The sequence below is a fragment of the Thermosipho sp. 1070 genome (assembly GCF_001682135.1).
Lineage (GTDB): Bacteria > Thermotogota > Thermotogae > Thermotogales > Fervidobacteriaceae > Thermosipho > Thermosipho affectus.
Genome location: NZ_CP007121.1, coordinates 1,462,940 through 1,486,638 on the forward strand (window position 1 = coordinate 1,462,940; position 23,699 = coordinate 1,486,638).

27 protein-coding genes are annotated in these 23,699 nt (G+C 30.3%); 19 read left to right on the forward strand and 8 right to left on the reverse strand.

Annotation, left to right across the window (positions count from 1 at the left end; translation table 11 throughout):
• Positions 1–12 precede the first annotated feature (12 nt).
• Genes Y592_RS07445 through Y592_RS07455 form a run of 3 tightly spaced genes read left to right on the forward strand, consistent with a single transcriptional unit; the run spans position 13 to position 2,610 of the window.
• Entirely contained in the window at positions 13–912 is a 900-nt protein-coding gene (locus Y592_RS07445) for an alpha/beta hydrolase family protein (protein WP_088368937.1), read from the forward strand.
• Entirely contained in the window at positions 909–1,898 is a 990-nt protein-coding gene (locus Y592_RS07450) for an alpha/beta hydrolase (RefSeq protein ID WP_075666360.1), read from the forward strand. The genes Y592_RS07445 and Y592_RS07450 overlap by 4 nt, the downstream gene beginning before the upstream one ends.
• A 16-nt stretch (positions 1,899–1,914) precedes the next feature.
• Positions 1,915–2,610, forward strand: a complete 696-nt coding sequence (locus Y592_RS07455) for a glycerophosphodiester phosphodiesterase family protein (protein WP_075666743.1) — start codon at positions 1,915–1,917, stop codon at positions 2,608–2,610.
• A gap of 26 nt (positions 2,611–2,636) precedes the next feature.
• Here the strand turns inward: Y592_RS07455 and Y592_RS07460 are convergent, their stop codons facing one another.
• Both Y592_RS07460 and tdh read right to left on the reverse strand, forming a co-directional pair.
• Complete coding sequence (locus Y592_RS07460) at positions 2,637–3,812, reverse strand: glycine C-acetyltransferase (RefSeq protein ID WP_075666361.1); 1,176 nt, start codon at positions 3,810–3,812, stop codon at positions 2,637–2,639.
• Between the two features lie 13 nt (positions 3,813–3,825).
• Complete coding sequence (tdh, locus tag Y592_RS07465) at positions 3,826–4,857, reverse strand: L-threonine 3-dehydrogenase (RefSeq protein ID WP_077287838.1); 1,032 nt, start codon at positions 4,855–4,857, stop codon at positions 3,826–3,828.
• A 283-nt stretch (positions 4,858–5,140) separates the two neighbouring features.
• On the opposite strand from tdh, the gene Y592_RS07470 reads away from it, so the two are divergent.
• Together Y592_RS07470 and Y592_RS07475 are read left to right on the forward strand one after the other, a co-directional pair.
• Complete coding sequence (locus Y592_RS07470; protein ID WP_237254751.1) at positions 5,141–6,499, forward strand: MATE family efflux transporter; 1,359 nt, start codon at positions 5,141–5,143, stop codon at positions 6,497–6,499.
• Positions 6,500–6,512: 13 nt separating this feature from the next.
• Positions 6,513–7,361 carry a DUF4438 domain-containing protein gene (locus Y592_RS07475; RefSeq protein WP_075666363.1) on the forward strand — a complete coding sequence of 283 codons (849 nt, stop codon included), beginning with the start codon at positions 6,513–6,515 and terminating at the stop codon, positions 7,359–7,361.
• Here Y592_RS07475 and Y592_RS07480 read toward each other — a convergent pair.
• From Y592_RS07480 to hydF, 6 genes are all read right to left on the reverse strand, one after another.
• A complete protein-coding gene (locus Y592_RS07480) occupies positions 7,353–8,159 on the reverse strand; it encodes an ABC transporter ATP-binding protein (protein WP_075666364.1) in 807 nt (268 codons plus the stop codon). The genes Y592_RS07475 and Y592_RS07480 overlap by 9 nt on opposite strands.
• The gene (locus Y592_RS07485) at positions 8,146–8,691 is read right to left on the reverse strand and encodes a hypothetical protein (protein WP_075666365.1); all 546 of its coding nucleotides are present in this window, start codon (positions 8,689–8,691) and stop codon (positions 8,146–8,148) included. The genes Y592_RS07480 and Y592_RS07485 overlap by 14 nt, the downstream gene beginning before the upstream one ends.
• Complete coding sequence (locus Y592_RS07490) at positions 8,678–9,040, reverse strand: GntR family transcriptional regulator (protein WP_088368938.1); 363 nt, start codon at positions 9,038–9,040, stop codon at positions 8,678–8,680. Before Y592_RS07490 ends, Y592_RS07485 begins: the two co-directional genes overlap by 14 nt.
• Positions 9,041–9,044: 4 nt before the next feature.
• Positions 9,045–10,031: a hypothetical protein gene (locus Y592_RS07495; RefSeq protein ID WP_075666367.1), complete on the reverse strand. Its 987-nt coding sequence runs from the start codon at positions 10,029–10,031 to the stop codon at positions 9,045–9,047.
• A gap of 82 nt (positions 10,032–10,113) precedes the next feature.
• The gene (locus Y592_RS07500) at positions 10,114–11,478 is read right to left on the reverse strand and encodes an aspartate ammonia-lyase (RefSeq protein WP_075666368.1); all 1,365 of its coding nucleotides are present in this window, start codon (positions 11,476–11,478) and stop codon (positions 10,114–10,116) included.
• A 4-nt stretch (positions 11,479–11,482) separates the two neighbouring features.
• A complete protein-coding gene (gene hydF, locus Y592_RS07505; RefSeq protein WP_075666369.1) occupies positions 11,483–12,673 on the reverse strand; it encodes a [FeFe] hydrogenase H-cluster maturation GTPase HydF in 1,191 nt (396 codons plus the stop codon).
• A gap of 135 nt (positions 12,674–12,808) precedes the next feature.
• Here hydF and Y592_RS07510 point away from each other — a divergent pair, with 135 nt between their 5' ends.
• The 14 genes from Y592_RS07510 to whiA are packed head-to-tail and all read left to right on the forward strand — an operon-like array spanning position 12,809 to position 23,695.
• A complete protein-coding gene (locus Y592_RS07510) occupies positions 12,809–13,423 on the forward strand; it encodes a hypothetical protein (protein WP_077287842.1) in 615 nt (204 codons plus the stop codon).
• A gap of 1 nt (position 13,424) precedes the next feature.
• A complete protein-coding gene (locus tag Y592_RS07515; RefSeq protein WP_088368939.1) occupies positions 13,425–14,432 on the forward strand; it encodes a polyprenyl synthetase family protein in 1,008 nt (335 codons plus the stop codon).
• A gap of 1 nt (position 14,433) precedes the next feature.
• The gene (locus Y592_RS07520; protein WP_075666372.1) at positions 14,434–14,979 is read left to right on the forward strand and encodes a metal-dependent hydrolase; all 546 of its coding nucleotides are present in this window, start codon (positions 14,434–14,436) and stop codon (positions 14,977–14,979) included.
• A gap of 4 nt (positions 14,980–14,983) precedes the next feature.
• Positions 14,984–15,598, forward strand: coding sequence for a uridine kinase (udk, locus tag Y592_RS07525; RefSeq protein ID WP_088368940.1), 615 nt, complete (start codon positions 14,984–14,986; stop codon positions 15,596–15,598).
• Positions 15,599–15,612: 14 nt separating this feature from the next.
• Positions 15,613–17,118, forward strand: coding sequence for an HD domain-containing protein (locus Y592_RS07530; protein WP_075666374.1), 1,506 nt, complete (start codon positions 15,613–15,615; stop codon positions 17,116–17,118).
• A 1-nt stretch (position 17,119) separates the two neighbouring features.
• Positions 17,120–17,860: a type III pantothenate kinase gene (locus Y592_RS07535; protein ID WP_088368941.1), complete on the forward strand. Its 741-nt coding sequence runs from the start codon at positions 17,120–17,122 to the stop codon at positions 17,858–17,860.
• Complete coding sequence (locus Y592_RS07540) at positions 17,841–19,190, forward strand: B12-binding domain-containing radical SAM protein (protein WP_088368942.1); 1,350 nt, start codon at positions 17,841–17,843, stop codon at positions 19,188–19,190. Before Y592_RS07535 ends, Y592_RS07540 begins: the two co-directional genes overlap by 20 nt.
• A complete protein-coding gene (locus Y592_RS07545; protein WP_075666377.1) occupies positions 19,174–19,794 on the forward strand; it encodes a site-2 protease family protein in 621 nt (206 codons plus the stop codon). The genes Y592_RS07540 and Y592_RS07545 overlap by 17 nt, the downstream gene beginning before the upstream one ends.
• Position 19,795: 1 nt before the next feature.
• Complete coding sequence (locus Y592_RS07550) at positions 19,796–20,041, forward strand: hypothetical protein (protein WP_075666378.1); 246 nt, start codon at positions 19,796–19,798, stop codon at positions 20,039–20,041.
• Positions 20,022–20,282 carry a cell division protein ZapA gene (locus tag Y592_RS07555; RefSeq protein WP_075666379.1) on the forward strand — a complete coding sequence of 87 codons (261 nt, stop codon included), beginning with the start codon at positions 20,022–20,024 and terminating at the stop codon, positions 20,280–20,282. The genes Y592_RS07550 and Y592_RS07555 overlap by 20 nt, the downstream gene beginning before the upstream one ends.
• The gene (gene murI, locus Y592_RS07560; RefSeq protein WP_075666380.1) at positions 20,263–21,054 is read left to right on the forward strand and encodes a glutamate racemase; all 792 of its coding nucleotides are present in this window, start codon (positions 20,263–20,265) and stop codon (positions 21,052–21,054) included. The genes Y592_RS07555 and murI overlap by 20 nt, the downstream gene beginning before the upstream one ends.
• Complete coding sequence (rapZ, locus tag Y592_RS07565) at positions 21,011–21,850, forward strand: RNase adapter RapZ (RefSeq protein ID WP_088368943.1); 840 nt, start codon at positions 21,011–21,013, stop codon at positions 21,848–21,850. Before murI ends, rapZ begins: the two co-directional genes overlap by 44 nt.
• Positions 21,850–22,776 carry a gluconeogenesis factor YvcK family protein gene (locus Y592_RS07570; RefSeq protein ID WP_075666382.1) on the forward strand — a complete coding sequence of 309 codons (927 nt, stop codon included), beginning with the start codon at positions 21,850–21,852 and terminating at the stop codon, positions 22,774–22,776. Before rapZ ends, Y592_RS07570 begins: the two co-directional genes overlap by 1 nt.
• Positions 22,777–22,780: 4 nt before the next feature.
• On the forward strand, positions 22,781–23,695 hold the full coding sequence (gene whiA / locus Y592_RS07575) for a DNA-binding protein WhiA (protein ID WP_075666383.1): 915 nt from the start codon (positions 22,781–22,783) through the stop codon (positions 23,693–23,695).
• Positions 23,696–23,699 lie beyond the last annotated feature (4 nt).

The following is a 23,699-nucleotide window of genomic DNA, read 5'->3' on the forward strand; positions in this document are numbered from 1 at the left end:
ATAATATAGTAAATGACTAATATAAAAGCTTGGTTTAAATTTTTGGTATATTTGTCTTTGTTTATAACTTCATTTTTTAACTTTACAATTGCAATATTTATATTTTTTATATTACAAATACCAATTGTAAAAAGGTCTGTGTTGGGGAAACTACCTTTTAATTTAGATAGAAAAAGCTGGTTAAAAAAAGAAACTTATAAATATAAAGAAAATTTATGGTTAGATTTATATTATCCGAAAATTGAAACAAATAATGTGGTTTTATTTGCTCATGGTGGAGGATGGATAAGTGGCTATAGAAGACAACCTAACAACGTTTCATGGTATAGATATTTGGTATCAAAAGGTTTTATCGTTGCAACAATTGATTATAGATATGGTTATTTAAATGAAATAGACGTATTGGTTGAGGATATTTTTGATGCTTATAGATTTATAAAAAATATGTTTCCGTTGTCAAAAGTGAGTTTAATGGGATTATCTGCAGGTGGTCATCTTGCACTGTATTTTGGATTGAAATATAAACCTAGTGTGGAAAATATTGTTAGTTATTATACCCCATGTGATCTTTTAGATATTTGGAAAAGTTCGTCTTTGTTTGCAAGATTTGCCGTGTCAACTACGTTAAAGAGATTACCAGTAAAGTCCAAAGATGTGTATATAAAGTATTCCCCTATTACATATGTTAATAAAGATGCTCCTCCTATTTTACTTGTTCATGGTTTAAAAGATTCCGTTGTTCCATATTTTTCTTCTGTGAAAATGTATAAAAAGTTGAGAGAAAAAGGTAATAATGCCAAGCTATTATTACATCCATTTGGCGATCATGGCTTTGAATTTGTACTTAAAGATGAAAAAACTAAGGATATATTGGAAGAAACGATAAAATTTTTGAGGGGAGATTTGAAATGATAAATTTTGATTTTGACTTTAAAATGCCTGAGTATACATCTGGTTATATATTAAAGTCAAAAAGATTTAGAGTTTCGTATATTAAATTTCCTTCATTTTATAAAAATAGTGAAAAGGGGACTGAAATAGTTGAGACGTATCTTTTTGAACCAAAAAAAGATATAGGTGGAAGTTTAATGATTTTACATGGGCTTGGAACTAGTAATATTCCATTTTTGTTGTGGATGGGTACACATCTTGCAAATGCAGGGCTTAGAACTATTATTCCAATTTTACCTGGAAATTTCACAAGGGTTCCACATAACTCGGTTAGTGGAAAAGGGTATTTTTCAACTGATGTGGAAAAAGCGACAAAGTTTTGGGAACATGCTGTAATTGATATATTAAGTGTTTTAAAATTTTTTAAAACTTTGAATATGTGGCATGAAAATAACTGTTTATTGGGATTTTGTCTTGGAGGAATGATAAGTGTAATTTTGAATTCAGTTACAGATGATTTTAAAAAGACAATATTAATGACTACCGGTGGAGATGTTGGAACTTTAATATGGTATTCCCCAACACTAGCCTTTATGAGAAGGGATATAAAAAAGGGATTAGGTGGAGATATTAGGGAAAAGGAAAGGTTTTTAAATAGATTTAAAAATGATATTGAAAAATTGAGTAAGTTCAAAACTGTAAAGGAAATGCAAAACAGTGATATTCATCCGTTTTTAAAAGTTGATCCAATTGCATATGCTAAATTTGTGAAAAAAGAAAGAGTTATATTTATTGAAGCATTATTTGATAAAGCACTTCCAAAACAAAGTAGAAGAATACTTTGGGAAATGCTTGGAAAACCAAGGCGACATGTTATTTTATCCGGACATGTAACTTGGCTTCCTTTTCAATATTTTCTTGCAAGATTTATATTAAAAGAAATGGATGTAAATGAATTTAGAAGGCAAGCAAGGCTAATGGAGAAGATAAAATATGAGGAAAAATAACAAAGGAGGTACAGTAATGAAGATATTAGGACATAGAGGATATGCAGAAAAATTCACTGAAAATACGTTGGAATCTTTTGCTAAAGCTATTAAATATGGTGCTGATGGAATAGAATTAGATGTTTATTATACAAAAGATGGAGAAGTTGTTGTTACACATGATGAAGATTTAAAAAGGGTTTTTAATATAAATTTAAATGTAAAAAAATGCAACATAAAATCAATTAAAGAAAAAGCAGATGTCCCAACTTTAAATGAAGTTTTTGAAATTATACCTAAAGATAAGGTAATAAATGTAGAGATAAAGGACTTTGAAAATGCAGAGGATATAGTTAAATATGTCATAAAAGAAAACAGAAAGCAAGAGATAATTTTTAGTTCATTTGAACATGAAGTTATAAAAGAACTTTCAAGCATATATAAGTCTGAAAAATTTGGACTTTTATTTGATGAAAGACATAAAGATTTAACATTTGATGATATAAAAAAGTTATTTACAGAAACCAATATATACAGTGCACATATTCCCATAGATCTCTATTACATAGACAAGGAAAAATTTCTTTATTTAACTAATTTTTTAAGAAGTATTGAGAAAAAAGTAGTTATTTGGACAGTTAATAAAATTGAGGAAATTGAGTTTTTACGCAAGTTGGCGGATTATGTTATAACTGATTGTGTAGAAACAATTGTGAACTATTTAAAAAAGTAAAAACTGGCCTGTACAGGCCAGTTTGTTTATATTACATTGAGTTTTTTACCAACTTTTTCAAATTTTTCAAGTGCAAAATCTAAATCTTCTTTTGTGTGTACGGCGCTTATCATAACTCTTATTCGTGCTTTACCTTTTGGGACAGTGGGGTAACCAATTGATTGTGCAAAAATTCCCTCTTCAAAAAGCTCCTTACTAAATTGTGTGGAAAGTTTTGCATCGTACAACATGACAGGAGTTATTGGAGTTTCACTTTCTCCGGTATCAAAACCCAATTTTTTCATTTCTTCTTTAAAATATTTTGCATTATCCCACAATCTTTTGACCCTTTCATCTGATTCTTGGAGTATTTTAGTTGCTTCTAATGCTGCCGCGGTATCAGCTGGAGAAAGTGGACTGCTGAATAGGAAAGGTCTAGCTTTTTGCTTTAAATATTCAATTAATTCTTTTTTTCCGGCAACATAGCCGCCTAATACACCAAATGCTTTAGATAGTGTCCCAATTTCAATGTCAACCCTTCCATGTAATCCAAAGTGATCAACAATTCCTCTTCCATGACTGCCTAATACGCCCTCTCCATGTGCGTCATCTACCATAACCATGGCATTGTATTTTTCTGCAAGTTCAACTATTTCCGGTAGTGGTGCCAAGTCACCATCCATACTGAATACACCATCCGTTATAATTAGTCTTCTTCTTGCATTTTTGGCTTCTTTTAATTTTTCTTCTAAATCTTTTATATCGCGATGTTTCCATACGAATCTTTTTGCTTTTGAAAGTCTTACACCATCAATTATACTAGCGTGATTTAATTCATCAGAAAGGATTGCATCTTCTCCGCTGGTGATTGCAGGTATTACAGCTTGGTTTGCTACAAATCCAGATTGTAAGAAAATGGTTGCATCAACTTTTTTAAATTTTGCTAATGTATCCTCAAGTTCGTTGTGGAGTGAAAATGTACCAGCTATAGTTCTTACTGCACCTGGACCTACACCCCATTTTTCTATCGCATTTATTGCCGCTTTTTTCAATCTTTCTTCATTTGCAAATCCAAGATAATTATTTGAGCAAAGATTTAAAACTTTTTTTCCGTTTATGGTTAACCAAGCACCTTGTGGAGATTCAAGAGTTTTTATGTATGTGTATAGCCCTTGCTCTTTTAAATTTTCAAGTTCTTTTGCAAAAATACTGTAATCAAACATAATTTTACACCCCCTAATCAAGATTTAAAACTACTTTTCCGCATTTTTTATTCAACATAAGTTCAAATCCTTTTTCCCATTCATCAAAAGGAATAACATGTGTAACAATTTTTGAAAGGTCAACTTTTTTGTTTTTTAGTAATTCATCTGCAACTTTCCATGTATCAAACATACGTCTTCCCGTAATTCCATATACGGTAATTCCTCTCATAATTACAAGAGAATCAAGGTTGATATCTATGCTACCACCGAATATACCTAATAATGATGCTTCACCACCCATAGTGACACATTTTAAACCGTCTTCTAGTGCTTTCTTGTTACCGCTCATTTCAAGTAGAATATCTACACCATCTTCTGTTATAGTGTACACACTTTTTATTAAATCCTGTTTTGTTGGATCTATGACTATATCTGCACCATTTTCCTTTGCCATTTTAATTCTTAAAGGATCAACTTCGGAGGTAATTACTAAACTTGCACCAGCAGCTTTAGCAACTTGAATAGCCATTAACCCTATAGGACCTGCTCCTGTGATAAGTACTTTTTTCCCCGTTAAATCTGTTACCAAAGCGGTATGGATTGCATTTCCAAATGGTTCCATAACAGATGCAAAGTCTAAAGGAATTTCTTTTGAAAATTTCCACAGCACTGTTTCTGGAATAACAGCATATTCGGTAAAGACACCATTCCTATCCACACCTAATATTTCTAAATTCTTACAAACGTGCATTCTTCCAGTTTTACATTGATAACAATGTTCACATGGAATGTGCGTTTCAGCTGAAACTAAATCCCCCACTTTTACCTGTGTTACTGCTTCTCCTACTTCTACAACTTCCCCTGCCATTTCGTGCCCCACAATTAACGGCGGTTTGATCCTAGATTGAGACCATTCATCCCATTTGTAAATGTGGACATCTGTTCCACAAATAGAGGCACGACGTATCTTAACTAAGACGTCTCTTGGCCCTAATTTTTGAGGTTTATCAACTTCTTTCATTATAAATCCTGGACCTGCATTTTCTTTTAATATAGCTTTCATATTTATCCTCCTTCCATCTTAATCCATATTAAATTATATTACTTTACCAAAGATAAGTAAAAGAAAATAAGGGATTATTATGTGAAAATATTCTTTTTAAAATAGCTTAAAGTTGTAATTACTTAGTCTTTTTTATATATCCCAAAAAGAATAGGGAAAACGTATAAAACCAATTTGTTAGCATATGAAATTATATCACGGTTTAAGTTTAATTAGATAAAGTTTGATAACATTTGATTAAAATGTTATTATTAAATTTGAAATACGAAACATGGAGGTTAATATGTCTGCAAAAGATTTATTCTATGGAAGTATTTTAAAGCAGATTATAGTAATGGGACTCCCAACGGCTATTGGTTTTTCATTTCAAATGTTTTACGATTTAGTTGATCTTTACTGGATTGGTAAAATTTCAACGAGTGCGATTGCTGGGGTTGGAATTTTTTCCACTATTTTTTGGGTTGTAGAAGCTTTAAATGAAATAATAGGTGTTAGTTCTATTTCGTTGATTTCACAAAGTTATGGTAAAAGGAATTTTGAGAGAACAAATTCAGTTATTGAACAAACTATTGCTTTTAAATTTTTAGTTGCAATTGTAGGTAGTGTTATTTTACTTTTGTTTTTAAAACCTATATTTTGTTTGTTTACTAATGAAGGAAATGTTTTGGAATTGGGACTAAAGTATGGATATCTAAGAATATTTTTTCTACCAATAATGTTTTCGTCGTTTTCAATAAACACGGCATTTAGAAGTATTGGAAATTCAAAAACTCCAATGATTATAATGATAATATCCAGTGTCTTAAATATTATTTTAGATCCCATTTTAATGTTTGATGAAGTATTTATCTTTAGAGGATTTAATTTAGGCGTATCAGGCGCTGCCATTGCCACGATTATCTCACAAGTCTTTTCTTTTGTAGTTGGTTTTTATATATTGTTTAGTGGAGTTGAGGGAGTAAAACCCAGTATTAGTGAGTTGTTTAAATTAGATTTTGGGATTGACAAGAAATTAATTACTATAGGTCTTCCAAATGGTTTTGAAGTACTTATGAGAAATTTATCTGGAGTTATGATTTTATATTTTGTTTCAAAATATGGCAAAGAAGTTATATCTGCTTATACTATTGGAAATAGGATCTTTGGCTTTGTGTTTATGCCATTGTTTGGTATTTTAATGGGAAGTTCTGCAATAGTTGGACAAAGTTTAGGAGCAGAGAAGGTTGAAAGGGCAGAAAAAGTGTCAAAAATAGCGGGATGGTTAACTACAATTGTATCGTTGATTTTCGTTTGTATCATAGTTATCTTTTCAAAGGAATTTATTGATTTATTTTCGAATGATTATGAAGTGATTAAAAACGGTGTTTTATTTTTAAGGTACAGTGTATGGGGATTGTTATTTCTTGCATATGGTTTGGGAATTAGTATTGCTTTTACAGGTTCTGGTTATAATATTCCATTTCTGTTTATGAGTTTAATTTCTAGATGGATAGTCCAGATTCCTTTGATGTATTTTGTGGTAATGGTATTTAAATTGCCGGTGATTTGGCTTTGGATTAGTTTTGCATTTGGAGATTTTATGGAATACATAGTTTCCGTTTACTTTTTCAATAAGGGAAAATGGAAAGTAGTGAGAGTATAAGGAGGTGTAATTTATGATTTTAAACGACAGTAAAGTTGTGAAGTTATCACTTTTAGTTGAAATAGTCCATCCCATTGCGCGAATTCCTGTTTTAAACAATGATGGAAAGCCATATTATTTTCCCGGAGTTGGCGGTATTTCATATAACTTTGGGCTTGGTGATAATGTTTTTGAAATTTTTGGAGATCATGTTGAACCAGATGTTTCGACTAAAAATAAAGATAAAGTATTTAATGATACGTGTATGAATCTTGCGTGTATAGGGAATAAGGCTGTAGTAGTATCAGGTGAAGCAAAAGGGATGGAAGGGTACGTGATTGGAAAACATGGTGGAGTGGATAATATTTTGATATATTTTCCACAAAAAGATAAATTAGTCATTGGAGATAAGATTCAGATATGTGGATTTGGCCAAGGATTAGAGATAATAGATTATCCAGACTTGAAAGTTTTTAATATTGATCCTAATTTATTGAAAAAAATATCAATTATTGAAAAAAATGGGAAATTAATTTTTCCAGTTAAAGCTATTGTTCCTTCTTATCTTATGGGATCAGGTGTGGGGGCATCAAATCCAACTGGAACGGATTATGATATAAATACACATGATATGGACGAGATAAAGCGCCTTGGATTGGACAAACTAAAAATAGGGGATTTTGTTGCGATAAAAGATCATTATAATGGTTATGGTGTAGGTGGTTTTAGAAAGGGAGCAATTTCAATAGGTGTAGTTGTACATTCTAATTGTATAAAAACAGGCCATGGGCCTGGAATTGTAGTAGTAATGACTGCAAATGACAACAATAAACTTGATATTGAATTAAAAGATGAAGTGAACTTAAAAATGTTTTTAGAATAATCTTATTTTTTCTGTTCCATTTAAATATCCAACTACTATTTCGTTTAATTTTGGATATCTACCGATGTTTTCATCTGTTTTTACTAGTAAGTTTTTTCCTACAAGACCAATTATCGTGCCGGTTTTTGTTTCGTATTGTGCTTCTATTATTCTGTGTTTTTCTTTTGATGCATCGATATAGTCGTGAAAAATTACTTCACCATCTTTTATTATTGCAATTTTATCTGCGTATTCTTCTATCTCATATATTTCATGTGATGAAACGATAATGTATTTTCCAAGATCGGCATATTCTCTCATAATTTCCATTATTTCAACCCTTATTGTAGGATCTAAATGTTGTGTTGGCTCATCTAACAATAATATTTCTGCATTTGTGGATACGGCTAAGGCAACTAAGAATAGTGTTTTTAACCCTTGTGAGTATTTTGAAACATTTTGGGAAAGATCCAAATGGTATTTTATGGCCATTTTTTCAAATAAGTTATTATTCCACAATGGATAAATAGAACTCCATACTTTTTGATAATCATACCCAGTAAAGTTTTGAAAAACACATCTGTCTTCTGGAACATAGGATAATTTGTATTTCATTTTTTCTGTTAATTCTTCATCTTCAAAGGTTATAGTTCCATAATCTTTTCTTAGTACATGTGATATACAATTTAGGGTTGTTGTCTTGCCAACACCATTTGGACCAATTAGTGCCAAAACTTCTCCTTTCTCTAATTCAAAAGATATATTAGTCAAAACTGGTTTATTTTTGAAAGCCTTTTTTAATTGTTTAATTTTTAACATAACTTTCACCTCCAACGTAAACTCTGTAGGCTAAAAATAAAAGTAAAGCGGAAAAAAGTGCAGAATATAGTATATTTCCTTGATAAGTAGGACTAATTAAAAGATATGGATTAAAATTTATATCTAGTTGAAGACTGCCGATTTTTGTGAGTATAGAGTCTACAATTAAAAATATTATGGTAATTGCAAGATTATCTATACCAAATGATGCGGCAATGGTTGCTAGTGAAAAGATAAATGTTGAAAATATTAGAAAATAGATTGCTTGGGAGTGTTCGATAAGTATTGTGACAGAACAAATGAGTAACATTAAAAATGTGTATAGATAAAGGAATACTTCTTTTTTTGTAAATGGAAGATAATAGAAAAGTTTGTCTTTTTTTGATTTTATTTTTGAACCTAAAACGAGGTTTGAGAGGAAAAATACTGAAAAAATATTCGTGTAAGGTATAAATAAAAGCAAAAACCAAAAGAACCAACTTCCACTCTTTTCTTTTATTATTATTTCAAATAGAGCTTCAACCTTTTTCATTTTTCCACACCTCCTCAAATATTATAAAAATAGTTTGTATATCTATGTTTAACTTTTTAAGTTTTTTGACCACTTTTTTAATTTCCTCTATGGTATCATCGCTAAGTTTAATATCTTTATTTATGAAGTATCCAATTCCTTGTTCTGAGGAAATAATTCCTTCAATTTTTAACTTTTCCAACGCTTTAAGTACGGTATTTATATTAACTTGGAATATTTCTTTAAGTTCTCTAACGGGCGGCAGTTGATCTCCTGGTGTGAATTTTCCAAGAATAAATTCAGATTTTATCATGTTTATTATCTGGATATATGCGGGGATACCACTATGTTTGTCTACTTGTTTTAACATATCATCACTCCTGTTCAAAAGTGAGCCTTGGGCCTTTGATATCTAAAACCGCTTTTTTGTAATTTTTAATTTTTATGTTCCCCGATGTACAGAGTATTTTAATTTGTGCTGGATTGTTTGAAATATCAATGCTTCCTATAATGGTAGTTGCATTAATTCTTGTATAGGTATTTTTTCTGCCTAATTTTATATCTACATTCATTCCTGTTCCATCAATTCTTATTTCTTCATAGTTTATCTTTGAGTCTATATTTATACCTGTACCATTTAAATTAAAATTTTTTCCACTAATGTACCCGTCGATGTTTATACCTGTTCCATCTATCTCAAAAAATTTTGAATTTATTTTTCCATCTATATTGATACCAGTTCCATTTAGTTTTAAATTTTCACATTCTATGTCCAAAGAATTAAAACTTATGGCAGTGGCATTTATTTTTAGTTCATTTAACGTGGCTTTTCCAGATAATTTAACATTATTTGTGTTTATTTTCAGATATTTTAGGCTTTCAGTACCTATTTTAAGATAAAAAGAGTAATTATTTCCTTTATTAGTACTTATTTTGATAGTTTTTCCTTGTTCTATCTTTAATTTACTAGAATAACTTATATTATTTCCATCTGTAAATTCCAATATTAAATTTGAATTTCCCATATCTATTAATACTTCATCGGTAAAAAGTTCAGTATTGGTATCTGGATATATTATATTTTTTTGATAGTTTTGTAAACGTCTTTGTGAGAAATTTTCAATAAAATTGTTTAAAAAAAAAGGTCTAAGTTTTATGGTAAGTGTGGTTGGCAAGGAAAAAATTAAAACTAGAATAATAAATGCTATAGCTCCCCTTTTTATGATTGTTGAAAACACGAATACTCCTGCAAGAAAAATTATTATTTTAATACTCCATAGTGGGATTATAACACTTAAAATTCCCAGTAATAGCATTATCAATAGTTTAGAAAATATAGGGTATTTTTTGAGAAAATCCATAATGTCACCTCCATATTTATCTAGTGTTCTATATTAGTATAACACATATGTTCAAAAAAACAAAAAAAAAATATTTAAAAATTTAAAATCCCAATTTTGTTAAGTTTTTGGGGTCTATTTTTTCTAGAATGTTTTTTTTAGGTATATTGAATTTTTTTGAAAGTATTTCAATAGCTTTAAAGAAGTTATAATTTGCTTTTTTTATTGCATTTGCTACTTCTTCATAGCCAAATAAATTTATTAAAGGTGTTAAATTTGAAATGGATTTTTCCAAATTTTCTTTACATTTTTTCTCATTTGCCTCTATTTTAGAAATATATTTTGAAAGAGATATGCATGCATTTTTCAAAAGTTTTAAGGATTTTAATGTATAGTGAATAATTATTGGTGAAAATTGATTTAATTCTAGATTTCCTAATGAGGCAGCGTGGTTGATTAAACTATCATGTGAAAAGACAATTAGAGATATTTGCATAACGTATTCTGGAATAACGGGGTTTATCTTTCCAGGCATTATAGAGCTTCCAATTTGTACCTTTGGAAGTATTAACTCACCAATAGCGGTATTTGGTCCAGAACCAAGTAATCTTATATCGTTGGATATTTTATACAAGTTTACCGCAAGTGCTTTTAATAGTCCGTGTATTTCAGAGAAGACGTCCATGTTTTGGGTAGTATCTATTAAATTTTCTGCTTTTGCAATTTTAACACAGCACGTTTCTCTCAAAGTATTTACTATTTTTAATATATATTCCTTTGGAGCACCAATACCAGTGCCAATAGCTGTTCCGCCTATATTTACATTTCTAATTCTTTCCTCTACTTTGTTTAGTCTCCATCTATCCCTTGCAAGTGCGTCGGCAAAGGCGCCAAATTCTTGTCCCAACATTATTGGAGGGCCATCCATTAATTGTGTTCTTCCAACTTTTCTAATACTATAATACTCTTTTTCTTTTTGCTGTATGATGTTTTGAAGGTTTATTATCTTATCTATTAATTCTCTTAAACGTACTATTATTGCTATTTTTCCTGCGGTTACGAATGTATCATTGGTTGATTGATGCATATTTACATGTTCTAGGGGGTTTACAAATCCAAATTCTTTTCCCAAGATAATAGAAGCTTTATTTGCAATTACTTCATTAATATTCATATTAACTGAGGTGCCTGCTCCGCCTGATAATGGATCTACAATTATATGTGGTAATAATTCTTCCCACTTGTCACATGCTTTTTCAATGGCATTTCCTATTTCTTTTTCAAGGTAACCAAGTTCTGTATTTAATTTTGCAGCGGCCTTTTTTATCATAAAATAGGCCCAGAGAAATTTTTTGTCAAATTTTTCATTTGTATTTGGAAATATTTGAGTTGCTCTTTTTGATGAGATGCCGTATAGTGCATTGTCTTCGATTTCGATCTCACCCAAGTAGTCTCTTTCTTTCCTCATTTTTTCACCTCATTAATGGCTTAATAGCTCTATCAAGCACACCGTGTAAATAAGATATTATAACTCCGTAATTTGTCATGGGAATGTCCAAACGCTTGAACATACGAACCCTTCTCATCATGTTATTTCTGTTCATTACACAACCACCACAGTGAATAACCAATTTTGCGTCTTCAATTTCAGAAAGTTCTGGAAGGTCCACCCCTGCCCATACTTTAAAGTTTAATGCTGCTCCTGTGTGATTGGTCAACCACCTTGGAATTTTAACTCGTCCTATGTCTTCAGTAAGTGGCCTGTGGGTACAACCTTCCATTATGATAACGGTATCTCCGTCTGATAGATTTTCAATTGCTTTTACGCTTTCAACAAAATATTCTAAATCACCTCTATACCTTGATTCAAGTATGGAAAAAGTAGTTAGATCTACATCATCAGGCACATCTGAAACGACTTTCATTACACTTTGAGAATCTGTAACAACTAGTCTAGGTTTTATTCCTATATTTTCAATTGCATATCTTAATTCCCTTTCTTTTACCACTAATACTAACGATTCTCTGTCTAACCCCTCTCTTATTGCATGTACTTGTGGCATTATTAACCTACCTTTTGGTGCACCTAAATCGATTGGGACAACTAATATTACTAGATCTCCACCGTCTATTAAATCCGAAAGATAAGGTATTTCATCATCTTTTGGTAATAATGAATTTATTTTTTCTCCAATGTCCTCAAAGCCACTTTTTTTTAAAGCGGAAACCTTTATAATTGGGACATTATACTTTTCGTATGCTTTTTCTATTTTTTCTGGGTCTATTTTGTCTATTTTATTTATTACTATTAAATATGGAATTTCAAGTTCTTTAAAGAGGTTTATAATCTGTTCTTCAAAATCACCAGGTTTATTATCAACTATTAAGATTCCGCAATCTGCTCTATACAAAGTTTTTTTTGCCTTTTTTATACGTTTTATTCCTAATTCTCCAATGTCATCAAGACCAGGAGTATCAATTAGTGTAACAGGTCCAACAGGTGAAAGCTCCATACTTTTGAATACGGGATCTGTAGTAGTTCCTGCCACATTACTTACTATTGATACTTCTTGGCCAATTAGTGTGTTCATAAACGAAGATTTTCCAACATTTCTCTTTCCGGTAATTGCAATATATTTTCTGAATCCTCCACTTGCTATCATGCTTACACCTCTTTTGTAAAATATTTCACTAATATTATATCAAAAAAATGTTGTTGAGTAAATTAGATTATACTAAGTTATAGTATATGTGATATAATTATAAGCGGTAGAGTTCATCAGTTTAGGAGGTTTATCATGGAACGTGAAGAGTTAATAAAGAGAATAATAGATGAAAAGGGGAAGGAAGCTGTCGATGACTTAATTAAGCTATTAGATGATGAGGATAGTCAAGTAAGAGAGATAGCTTCAGAGGCATTGTTTAAATTGCAAGAATATTCAAGAGAAAAGTTATTAGAGGAGTTTAAAAGTAGAGTTTTAGAAGCTAAAAAGAATGATATAACACTACTTTATGTAATAGATATTTTAGCTGATATTGGAGAAAAAAGTATCAAAAAGGACTTGTACAGCGTTTTGTCACTTTATAGCTTTGAAGAAGCAGAGTTGGTAATTTATGAAGCGATAGCCAAACTAGGTTACGGTGATGAAGTTTACGATATACTTAAGTATTTTTTATTAGAAGATGCGGAAAGAAAAAAGTTTGGTGCACAAGCTGCAATGGCACTTTCATATGTGAATAGACCGGAAGTTGTAAAGGATTTAGTGAGTGCAATTAACAGTGGAGATTTTGACGGAGAAGATTTGGAAATAATTAAAAAGTCTTTATCAAATATTGTAATGAAAAATTCTATGTATTATGATATATTAAAGAAACTAGTTGGTGAAGATGTTGAAAAGTATATGGGGGAATAATATGGATTTTGAAGTGTTTAGAAAAGTTCATGTTAAATATATAGAAAAAAATATAGAAGAAGTTATAGATGAAAATAAATTAACAAATTCACAAGATTATCTTGTTGATGAATTAAAATTGTTTTGTTTAAGGTCTGGGAAGAGAATAAGGCCATTGTTATTTTTGTTAGGTGCAGAGAGTTTTGGGGCGAAAATTGATGAAAGGATTTATAAAGTTTCGGCGGTAATTGAAGTAATGCATTCTTTTTTATTAATACACGATGATATTATGGATCAATCTGATAAAAGAAGAGGACTACCTTCTATGCATAGTCTTTTGTATGAAAAGTTTAAAGATTTGAATTTTAATCCAAAAATTGGAGAAAATTTAGCGTTAGTGTTGGGAGATGTGTTGTTTTTTATAGCTTTAAGGGCTTTGAGTAAATTAGAATTGCCAAATGGTTTTTTAAAAGATTTTTCAGAATGTTACATAAATACTGGATATGGTCAAATCTTGGACGTTATTTATTCTATGAACAAAAAATATAAGGAGATTTTTGAAGAAAAGAAAATTTCTTTGGAAATTTCTAAATTAAAAACGGCTTATTATACCTTTTTTTATCCCTTTTATCTTGGAGCACTTTTTGGAAAAAGAAATGTCCCAAGGGGGGATTTAGAGGGTGTATTAATTCCTGCGGGGATAGCTTTTCAGATAAGAGATGATATATTAAGTACATTTGATGAAAATTCTGGAAAATCTAATCTTTCCGATATTTTAGAAGGAAAAGTAACGGCATTAATAGATTTTGGAAAATATGATGATAATTTTTTTGAGATGTATTTTAAACCTCGAAAAACGGACAAAGAAATAGGGTTTATAATTGATACGATAAGAAAAAGTGGAGCTGTAGAAAGTGCTAAAATCGTGATGAACGAGTTGTTTGAGCTTTCGCTAAAGAATTTAGAAAAAATAGATATAAAGAACAAAGAGGTGCTAATGGATTTAATATTGAGATTAAGGAGAGATTAAGATGCCAAATTTTGATTCTCATATAAGGGTTGGAATGTTTTTTTACCCAATTGTTTTGGGTGTTTATCTTTTTATTTTACATCTTTTAAATATGGGATATCCAGACGAGAAAGTTATAGCTTTTGGTTTTTTTCTTTTTGTTTTGTCATCTGATATGCCAGATATTGATCACAACCATTCTTTTTTACATAAATTTATAAGGTTACTTGTTATATCCTTTGTTATTTATTTCGAGTTTACAAAAAAAATTATTATATCTTTTTTTGATTTAAATGTTGGATTGTATTTGAGATTTTTGATAGCGTTTTTGACGGGATTATTTTTTGGGATTTTGTTTGAGATTATTATTCCTAAACATAGAGGGCCATTGCATACTTTTTGGGCTGCATTAATTTATGGTGGAATAATGTTTTCAGGTGCGTATTATTTGGGATTTAAGACTGAAAATTCAGCTTTTCTTGGTATAATATCTACGATAGGATATCTTGTTCATATAATAATGGATATTTCTTTTGTTGAAAAAAATGGAAAATTAATTAAAAGGTGATAGTATGTTTGTTATTGGAATTGGTGGTGGCACAGGTTCTGGAAAAACTACGGTTGCGCAAAAGATCCATGAAATAATAGGCAAAGAAAATAGCGTAATTTTGCCTATGGACAATTATTATAAAGATATGAGTCATATATCACTTGAGGAAAGAAAAAAGTATAACTATGACCATCCTAATATGATAGAGTCATCTTTGTTGGTAATGCATTTAAATAAGTTGTTATCTTCAAAGAGTATAAAGTTACCGGAATATGATTTTAAGATTTATTCTAGGACAGGAAAGTTTACTATTTTAGAACCGAAACCTGTTATTATAGTAGAAGGAATTTTTGCACTTTATTATGAGGATTTGAGAAAGGTTTACGATTTATCAATTTTTGTCGATGCTGAAAGTGATGTAAGGTTTATAAGGAGACTTGAAAGGGATATTAAAGAGAGAGGGCGGACTCTTGAAAGCGTTGTAGAGCAGTATTTGAATATGGTGAAACCTATGCATGATGCGTATGTAGAGCCTTCAAAAAAATATGCTGATTTGATTATACCCAAAGGTGGTTTTAATGAAAAAGCAATAGATGTTGTTGTGGAATTTATTTTTAAAAAGATGACTAATTTATGAAAAGAGGTGTCTTTATGTACCATAAAGTTTCAAGAGATCCAATTCATGCAGAAATTTTTATGTATCCTTTGGAAATCTTGGCATCTGATACTAAGGCAATGCAAAGATTAAGATATTTGTCACAATTAGTGGGTTCAGAATATGTATATCCTTGTGCAACTCATACTAGATTTGCACATTCGTTAGGAGTAATGCATATATCTGGTATGTATGCAAAGCATCTTTTTGAAGATAAAGCTAAAGTAAGAATTTTAAGATTAGCTGGATTATTACATGATATAGGTCATGGGCCATTTAGTCATCAATTCGACGAAGTGGTTTACAAGAATATGGGGTTAGATGATGGCCATGATGAATATAGAAATAAAATTTTAACAGAGTATATGCCCAATGCTATGTTAAAGGTTTACGAAAGGGCTCCTGAAAAGTTACAAAAGGCAGTTTTAGAAGATGTTGAATTTGTTTTAGGGGGTATTTCAGATCTTTTAGATGATTTTAGGAAGATAATGCAAATGGTGATAGATGTTTATGATGGAGAAGAGTATGGAACAATAGAATTTGCAGTTATTCAAGGTCCCTTAGGAGCAGATAGAATGGACTTTGTCCTTAGAGATTCATACTTTGCAGGTACTAGAGGATTTGGGACTGGGTCTTTGGATAGACTTGTGAGAAATTCCATGATAATTGAAAAAGATGGAAAAAAACATTTGGCTTATAACATTAAGGTTATAGATGAGATTTATACTACGTTATTTGGCAGATTTATGATGTACAAAAATGTTTATTTCCATAAGACTTCACGTGCCGCAGATTTAATGATCCAAGAGCTTTTAGAGTTAAGTTATAAACCTTTGAAGTTAAAAGAACGTGTTGAAAATTTAGAAACTTTCATGGAATTAACCGATCAAAGAATTATAAATGAAATAGAAATTTACTTTAAGCAAATAGTTGAAGAGTACAATATTAGTTCATTTAAAGAGACAAAAGAAAAGATTTTAAATTATGAAATTGACCTACAACCTTTGGAATTGGATATTGTAATGGCATATGAGATAGTGGAGAGATTAAAAAATAGAGATTTTTGGAAGACTATATTGGAAACGCCATTTTCCGTTGAAGGTATAGATCCTTCTGTTGCAAGTCAAGGATTTGCAATGGATGTTTTGAAAAAAATTAAGCTAAGATTGAAAAAGGCTATTGAAGGTGCAGATGAAGAGGATAAAAATGGACTTGCAGAGATACTTTCAAATTTTGATAATATATTTAAAGTAGATACGCCTTATAAGCTTTCCTTAGTGCATCCGGAAGAATTTTTAAAAAGTAATATATATATTTATGATTTTTGGAAAAAACAAATTTTGTCCTTTGATGAGTATGTAAAAGAATATCCCGCGTATAGACTCATGAGCAGTAATTTAATACAAATAGTGAGGTTTTATGTTACAAAAGATATAAGGAGTTTATTGGAAAAGTATAATGTAATACCAAAAGTGGACATGCAACTTACTACGAGGTGGTAAGATGAAACTTCTTTTTGACGTAGGAAATACTCATACAACTATTGCACTTACGGATAATGGGAAGAAATTTAATATAAAGCGCATATCGACGTATTCATTGCAAACAGAAGATGAATTATACGTTTATCTTAAAATGTTATTTAGTGAAAACTATGATCAAATAATAGTTTCTTCAGTTGTTCCTAATATTAACCATATTTTTGAGTTTTTTTCTAAAAAATATATAGGTAAAGATGCTGTGTTTTTAAATGCAAAATTATACAAAAATATAAAGTGGGATGTTAGAGTTCCTTCTGATATTGGTGCAGATAGAGTGGCAAATGTGATTGCAGCTGAAAAGGATTACGGTAATAACGCAATAATAGTAGATTTTGGTACGGCGATAACTATTGATGTTTTGAAAAATGGAATATATGAAGGAGGAGTTATAATTCCTGGATTTGGGATGATGATTAATGCCTTGTTTAAAGGAACTGCAAAACTTCCAAAGGTGGAGTTAAAGCCATCAGATGTTTTTATTGGAAAAGATACAGAATCTAATATAAGAATAGGTGTGATTAACACAGTGCTTGAAGGGATAATAAAAGTTGTTGAGAAAATAAAAAGTGAAACAGAAATTACCTCTGTTATATTCACAGGAGGACAATCAAAGATAATAATGGATTATAAAAAAGATGTTATTTACGATTTAGAATTAGGTCTTAGGGGGATTTATTACTTTTATGAAAGCGCTATTAGTTAATCCTTGGATTGAAGATTTTGCAGCATATGATTTTTGGCTTAAACCGTTAGGCCTGTTATATGTGGCATCTTATTTAGATAAATTAGGGTTTGAAATCTATCTTGTTGATTTAATGAATAGACATGATATTGATTTAAAAAGATTCGTAAATGTTCCTAGGGATAAGTTTTATGGCACAGGAAAATTTCCATTTGTTGAAGTAAAAAAACCAGATGTGTTAAAATTTATTCCGAGAAAATACAAAAGATACGGAGCACCCAAAGAGTTTTTTTATTACAAATTAAAAGATATAGGAAAAGTTGATATAATTTTTGTTACTTCTACGTTGACTTATTGGTATCCAGGTTATTGGGATACTATTTCTTTTTTAAAGAGTTATTATGGAAATAACGTACCTATTGTATTTGGTGGCTTTTATGTTAGAAATATACCGTCTCATGCGAGAAAGACTGGAGTACATATCTTTCCGAGTAATGATTTAAATAGATTGCCAAAGTTTTTAGAACAAGTAACAGGAAAAGAAATTAAATCTAAAAATATAGATTGGTTTATGCTTCCCCCCATGTATGAGCTTTACAATAATTTGGGATATTTAGTTTTTTTAACTACTTTAGGATGTCCTTATAAGTGTTCGTATTGTATTGCTCATAGGATATGGGATGGAATAAAATTTAAACCTCCGGAAGTTGTGGTTTTTGAAATTGAAAAATACGTTGAAACATTTAACGTAAAAGATATAGTATTTTTTGATGATGCAATTTTGGTAAATTCCAAAAAGCATTTTAAAGTAATTTTAAAGAAGTTGCTGGAAAAAGGGTATTCAAAGTATAGGTTTCACCTTCCAAATGGAATACATGCTAGACTGATAGACGAAGAAATAGCGGAATTGATGAAGGAATTAAATTTTAAAACTATAAAACTTGGGTATGAAACTTCTGGAGAACTCCAGTTAAAAACGGGAGGTAAGGTTGTAGATAAAGATTTGGTAAGAGCTGCGCGTATTTTTAGAAAAAAAGGTTTTACCGAAAGAGAAGTTTCAGCGTATATTATGGTAAATATCCCTGGGCAAAGTGTTGAAGATGTGAAAAATGCTATTAATTTTTGTAAAACTGAAGGTATAGGATTTTCTATTAATGAATTTACTCCAATAATAGGTACAGATGATTGGATAAATTTGGTAAATAAAGGAAAATTAACTGGATTAGAGGATCCTTTGTTGCTCAATAATACCGTTTTACCTTTTTGGTGGAAATTTGGAATGAGTGAAAATGTGGTACAATATTTAAAGATGTATGCAAGAAAGGTAAAAGAAGGTGAAAATTACGATTAATCTGATACAATATTTAGTAACTGGATTTTTTGCTGTAATTTTAGTTATTTTTCCGCGTGAGGTTATAAAAGCTTATTTGATAGTTTTATCAGGGGATAATACGCCCAAGAAATTGAAGAGAACATCATTAAATCCATTTGTTCATCTGGATCCCATTGGGACGGTTGCATTTATTTTGTTTGATTTTGGTTGGGCAAGACCTGTTCCAGTTTTTCCACTGAAAAATAAAAATGTTAGAAAAATCCTGATTTTTTCATCGATGATTGGTCCAATTTTGGGAGGGTTTTTTTTTATTCTATACGGTTTGTTGGCAAAAAGTTTTTTTGAATATAAAATAATATATGAAGTTTTTTATAAGGCGTGCAAATGGAGTCTTACATATGCAATATTTTCACTCTTACCAGTTCCACCACTTGATGGTTCAAGGCTTCTTGGTGCCTTTTTGCCAGATGATTATTGGGATTGGTATATAAAATATGAAATATATGGTATACTATTTTTGTTAGGAATTTTACTGCTTTGGATATTACCGCTTATAATGGAACCTTTTGTTATATTGATAAATAATCTGACAGATTTTATAATACTAGGAAAAGGGGGATAACATGGAGGAAAAAATAAGAGAACTTGAACAACTTTTTGATGATTTGATTAATAAATACGAAGAACTTAAGAAAGAAAACAAAGAACTTTGGAAGGAGTTAAATGCTGCTATTGAAAGGGCTAATCAGCTTGAGCAAGAAAACAATGCATTAAAAGAGCAAATTTATGGAACATTTGAAAAATTATTGGGAAAAATAAAAAATGTTGTGGAGACATCAGCGGAGATAAATGGTGAAGAAAACGCTTGAGTTTAATGATAAAAAATTTATTGTTGAATCTGATGTTGAAGAAGAGATATTAAATTATATCGAACAAAGATTAGTTAAATTAAACAAAAAGTATGATAATCTTTCATCGTTAGATGAAAGATTTCTTGCGATGTTGTGTGATGTGATTGAAAATGAATTTAAATGTTTGGATGAAATTTCAAAATTAAGTGAAAAGCTAAAAAATATGGAGGAACCTAACGTTGAAAATAGGTCTATTTGATTCAGGGATTGGGGGAATTTCTGTTTTAAAAAAGCTTGCATATGTAAATGGAGCACATTATATTTATATTGCGGATACCGAAAGGGCTCCATATGGATTAAGGACTCCAGAAGTCCTTGAGTCTTTTGTTTGGGAATTTGTAGAGTTTTTTCATAAGAAGAGAGTTAATGAGATTTTTGCAGCCTGTAATACTACAGATTCAATTATATTGGGAAGAAATTTGGATTTAGGGATAAAATATAATAGTGTAATTAAAGCCGGTATAAATGCGATAAAAGCCGATAGGATTGGAGTTATAGGCACAAATGTTACTATAAAAAATGGTAGTTATAAACGTTATTTGGAAATGATGGGTAAAGAGGTTTATCAAAAATCTACACAATTATTTGTTTCTATAGTTGAAGAAGGGGTTTTTTACGGCAGAATGGTTGAAGCTATTGCAAATTATTATTTGCTTTCTTTAAGAAAGGAGAATATTAGAGAATTGATATTGGGTTGTACACATTTTCCTTTCTTAAAGGGAATAATTTCAAGGGTTTTACCTAAGGTTAGAATAATTGACCCAGCCGAAGAGCTGTCAAAATTAGTACCAAAAGATAATTCGAAAAAACCGTTTGTTGAGTTTTATGTAACAGGAGATCCGGTAATTTTTGAAAGAAAATTAAAAAGAATAAATTTTAGAGTTCCGTATACTGTTAATAAGTTTAGAGTTAGAAAGGTGATATCCATTGAAAAATTTAGTGATTTTAACGGGATTATCGGGAGCAGGTAAATCTACAGCACTTGGATTATTAGAAGATATGGGATTTTATTGTATAGATAATTTGCCTGTAAATTTAATTGAGCAGATAATACCCATAATATCTATTAATGTAGAAAATTTGGCCTTGGTTATAGATTCAAGAAGTGGGAATCTGGAAGATATGTATTTAGTTATTGAAAATTTAAAGAAGAAGTATTTAAAGGAAATTAAAATAATATTTTTGAATGCAAAGGATAGTGTGTTAATAAATAGATTTGCACACACTCGAAGAAATCACCCTTTGCTTAAGGTTTCTAATTCGTTGGAAAAAGCAATTGAAAATGAAAGAAATTCGTTTACAAAAATTTTGGAGATATCAGATATAGTTATTGATACTTCTAATCTAAATCCACATCAATTGAGGGAAAGATTAGTAGAAATATTGACAAGTGTAGAGAAGAAATTTTTATTGCGTATTCTAAGTTTTGGATTTAAATATGGAGTACCATTAGATGTTGATTTTGTGTTTGATGTTCGTTTTTTTCCTAATCCATTTTATGTAGTGGGTTTAAGAAATAAAACTGGAAAAGACAAAGAGGTTAAAGAATTTTTATACAATACACAGGGTGTAAGTGATTTTATTGATATGTTGAAGCAAGTTATTGATTTTGCGATTTCAAGATATGAAAATGAGGGAAGAATGGAGTTAAGTGTTGGAATTGGGTGTACTGGTGGTCAACACCGCTCTGTGTTCTTTGCTGAAGAGCTTGCAAAATTTTATCTGGAAGATTGCAAAGTTTTATTGGAGCATAGGGACGTGAAGTAATGAATTTTGTAGTAGTTGGAGGCGGAACAGGAGTTTCAACTTTGTTAAGAGGTCTGAAATACTTTAAGGGTATTGATTTAAAAGCTATTATTACCGTTACAGATGAAGGAGGAAGTTCTGGAGTTTTAAGAAGAGAATACAATATTATACCTCCGGGAGATATTAGAAACAATTTAGTTGCACTTGCAAAAGATGAGGAGATACTGGGGAAGTTATTTTCGTATAGATTTTCAAATGGTTTTTTGTTGGGACATACAGTTGGGAACATAATTTTAACCGCACTTACAAAAATGTTAGGTAGTTTTACAAAAGCAGTAGAGTATATTTCAGAGGTATTAGCTATAAATGGTAAGGTAATTCCAGTATCTGAAGATTTAGTAAGACTTGTTGCATTTTACGAAGATGGAACTGTTGCTCATGGTGAAAGTGAAATAATGAAAGTTGTAAAAAAGAAAATTATTAAAATATCTTTAGATAAAGAAATTTATATTAACAAAGAAGCAGATTGTGCAATTAAAAATGCCGATGTTATTATACTTGGCCCCGGGAGCATTTATACAAGTATTATACCTAATTTACTAGTAAATGGATTTTACGAGAGTTTAAACAAATCAAAGGCAAAAGTTGTATATGTTTCCAATTTAATGACTCAACCATCAGAGTCATATAATTTTACTCTTAGTGACCATGTGACAACAATTGAAAGATATTTAAAAAGAAAAGTTGATTATATTATTGTATCTTATTCTAATATTTGTGAAAGTGTTTTGAGACGGTATTTAGAAAATGGTTCAGTTCCAGTTGAAGGAGATATGAATGATGAAAGAATTATAATAGATGATTTAATTGAAATGAAAGATAATGATGGGAGAATAAGACATAATTCTTTGAGACTTGCGAGTTTAATTATTGATTTGATCAGGTGATAAAATGCTTTATACTTTTTCAGAAGATGTTAAGGGGGAGCTTTGTCATTTAAAAATAAATAGCGCGGAAGAAGCAAGGTCAGAACTTTCAGGATTCTTAAAATCAAAAGGAGTTCTTATTAAAACACACGTAGATTTGTTTGTGAAATTAGAGGTTGGCTTTATCCCTGCTGCACGTAGAATAATGAATTTGATGAATCAAGTAGAAGTTGATAAAAAAAAGTTAACTTTGATAAAAAATAAATTGAAGAAAAAGAGAGTACAAATTTTTATACCTTTTTCTATAATGGAAAAGCTTGAGATAGATGTTCTGGAAATACCAAGTTATATTTTTGAAGATTTGAGTTATTTTTCTGCATTTTTAAGAGGACTTTTTATTGCAAGTGGTTCGGTTACTGATCCTGTGAAAAGTTATCATTTTGAAATAATTTCGCACAATGAAAGTTTATTAAATATTATAAAAAATTTTCTTGTAAAAAATTTGGGTGTTGAAGGAAAGATTTCAAAGTTTAATAATAATTTTAGGTATTATGTGAAAAAATCACGCGAAATTGTTGAATTGCTTAATTTTTTAGGAGCACAAAGAAATGCAGATAAGATGGAAAAGATAGTTAATTCAAGGGAAATAAAAAGTGATTTTAATCGTTCTTTGAATTTTTTAAGTGCGAATGCAAAAAGGGTAGGAGAGAGTAATGCAAAACAAATAAAAATCATAAGAAATTTAATTGAAAAGTATGGGTATGAAGTTTTATCAGAAGAATTAAAAAAATTAGCAATCTTGCGACTGGAAAATGAAGATTTAAGCTTATCGGATTTGGGAAAACTTTTTGAACCACCGTTGAGTAAAAGCATGGTTTACAATAGAGTAAGAAAGATTTTTAAAATTTATGAGAATTTGGAAGGTAAAAAAGTGGAGTGATATT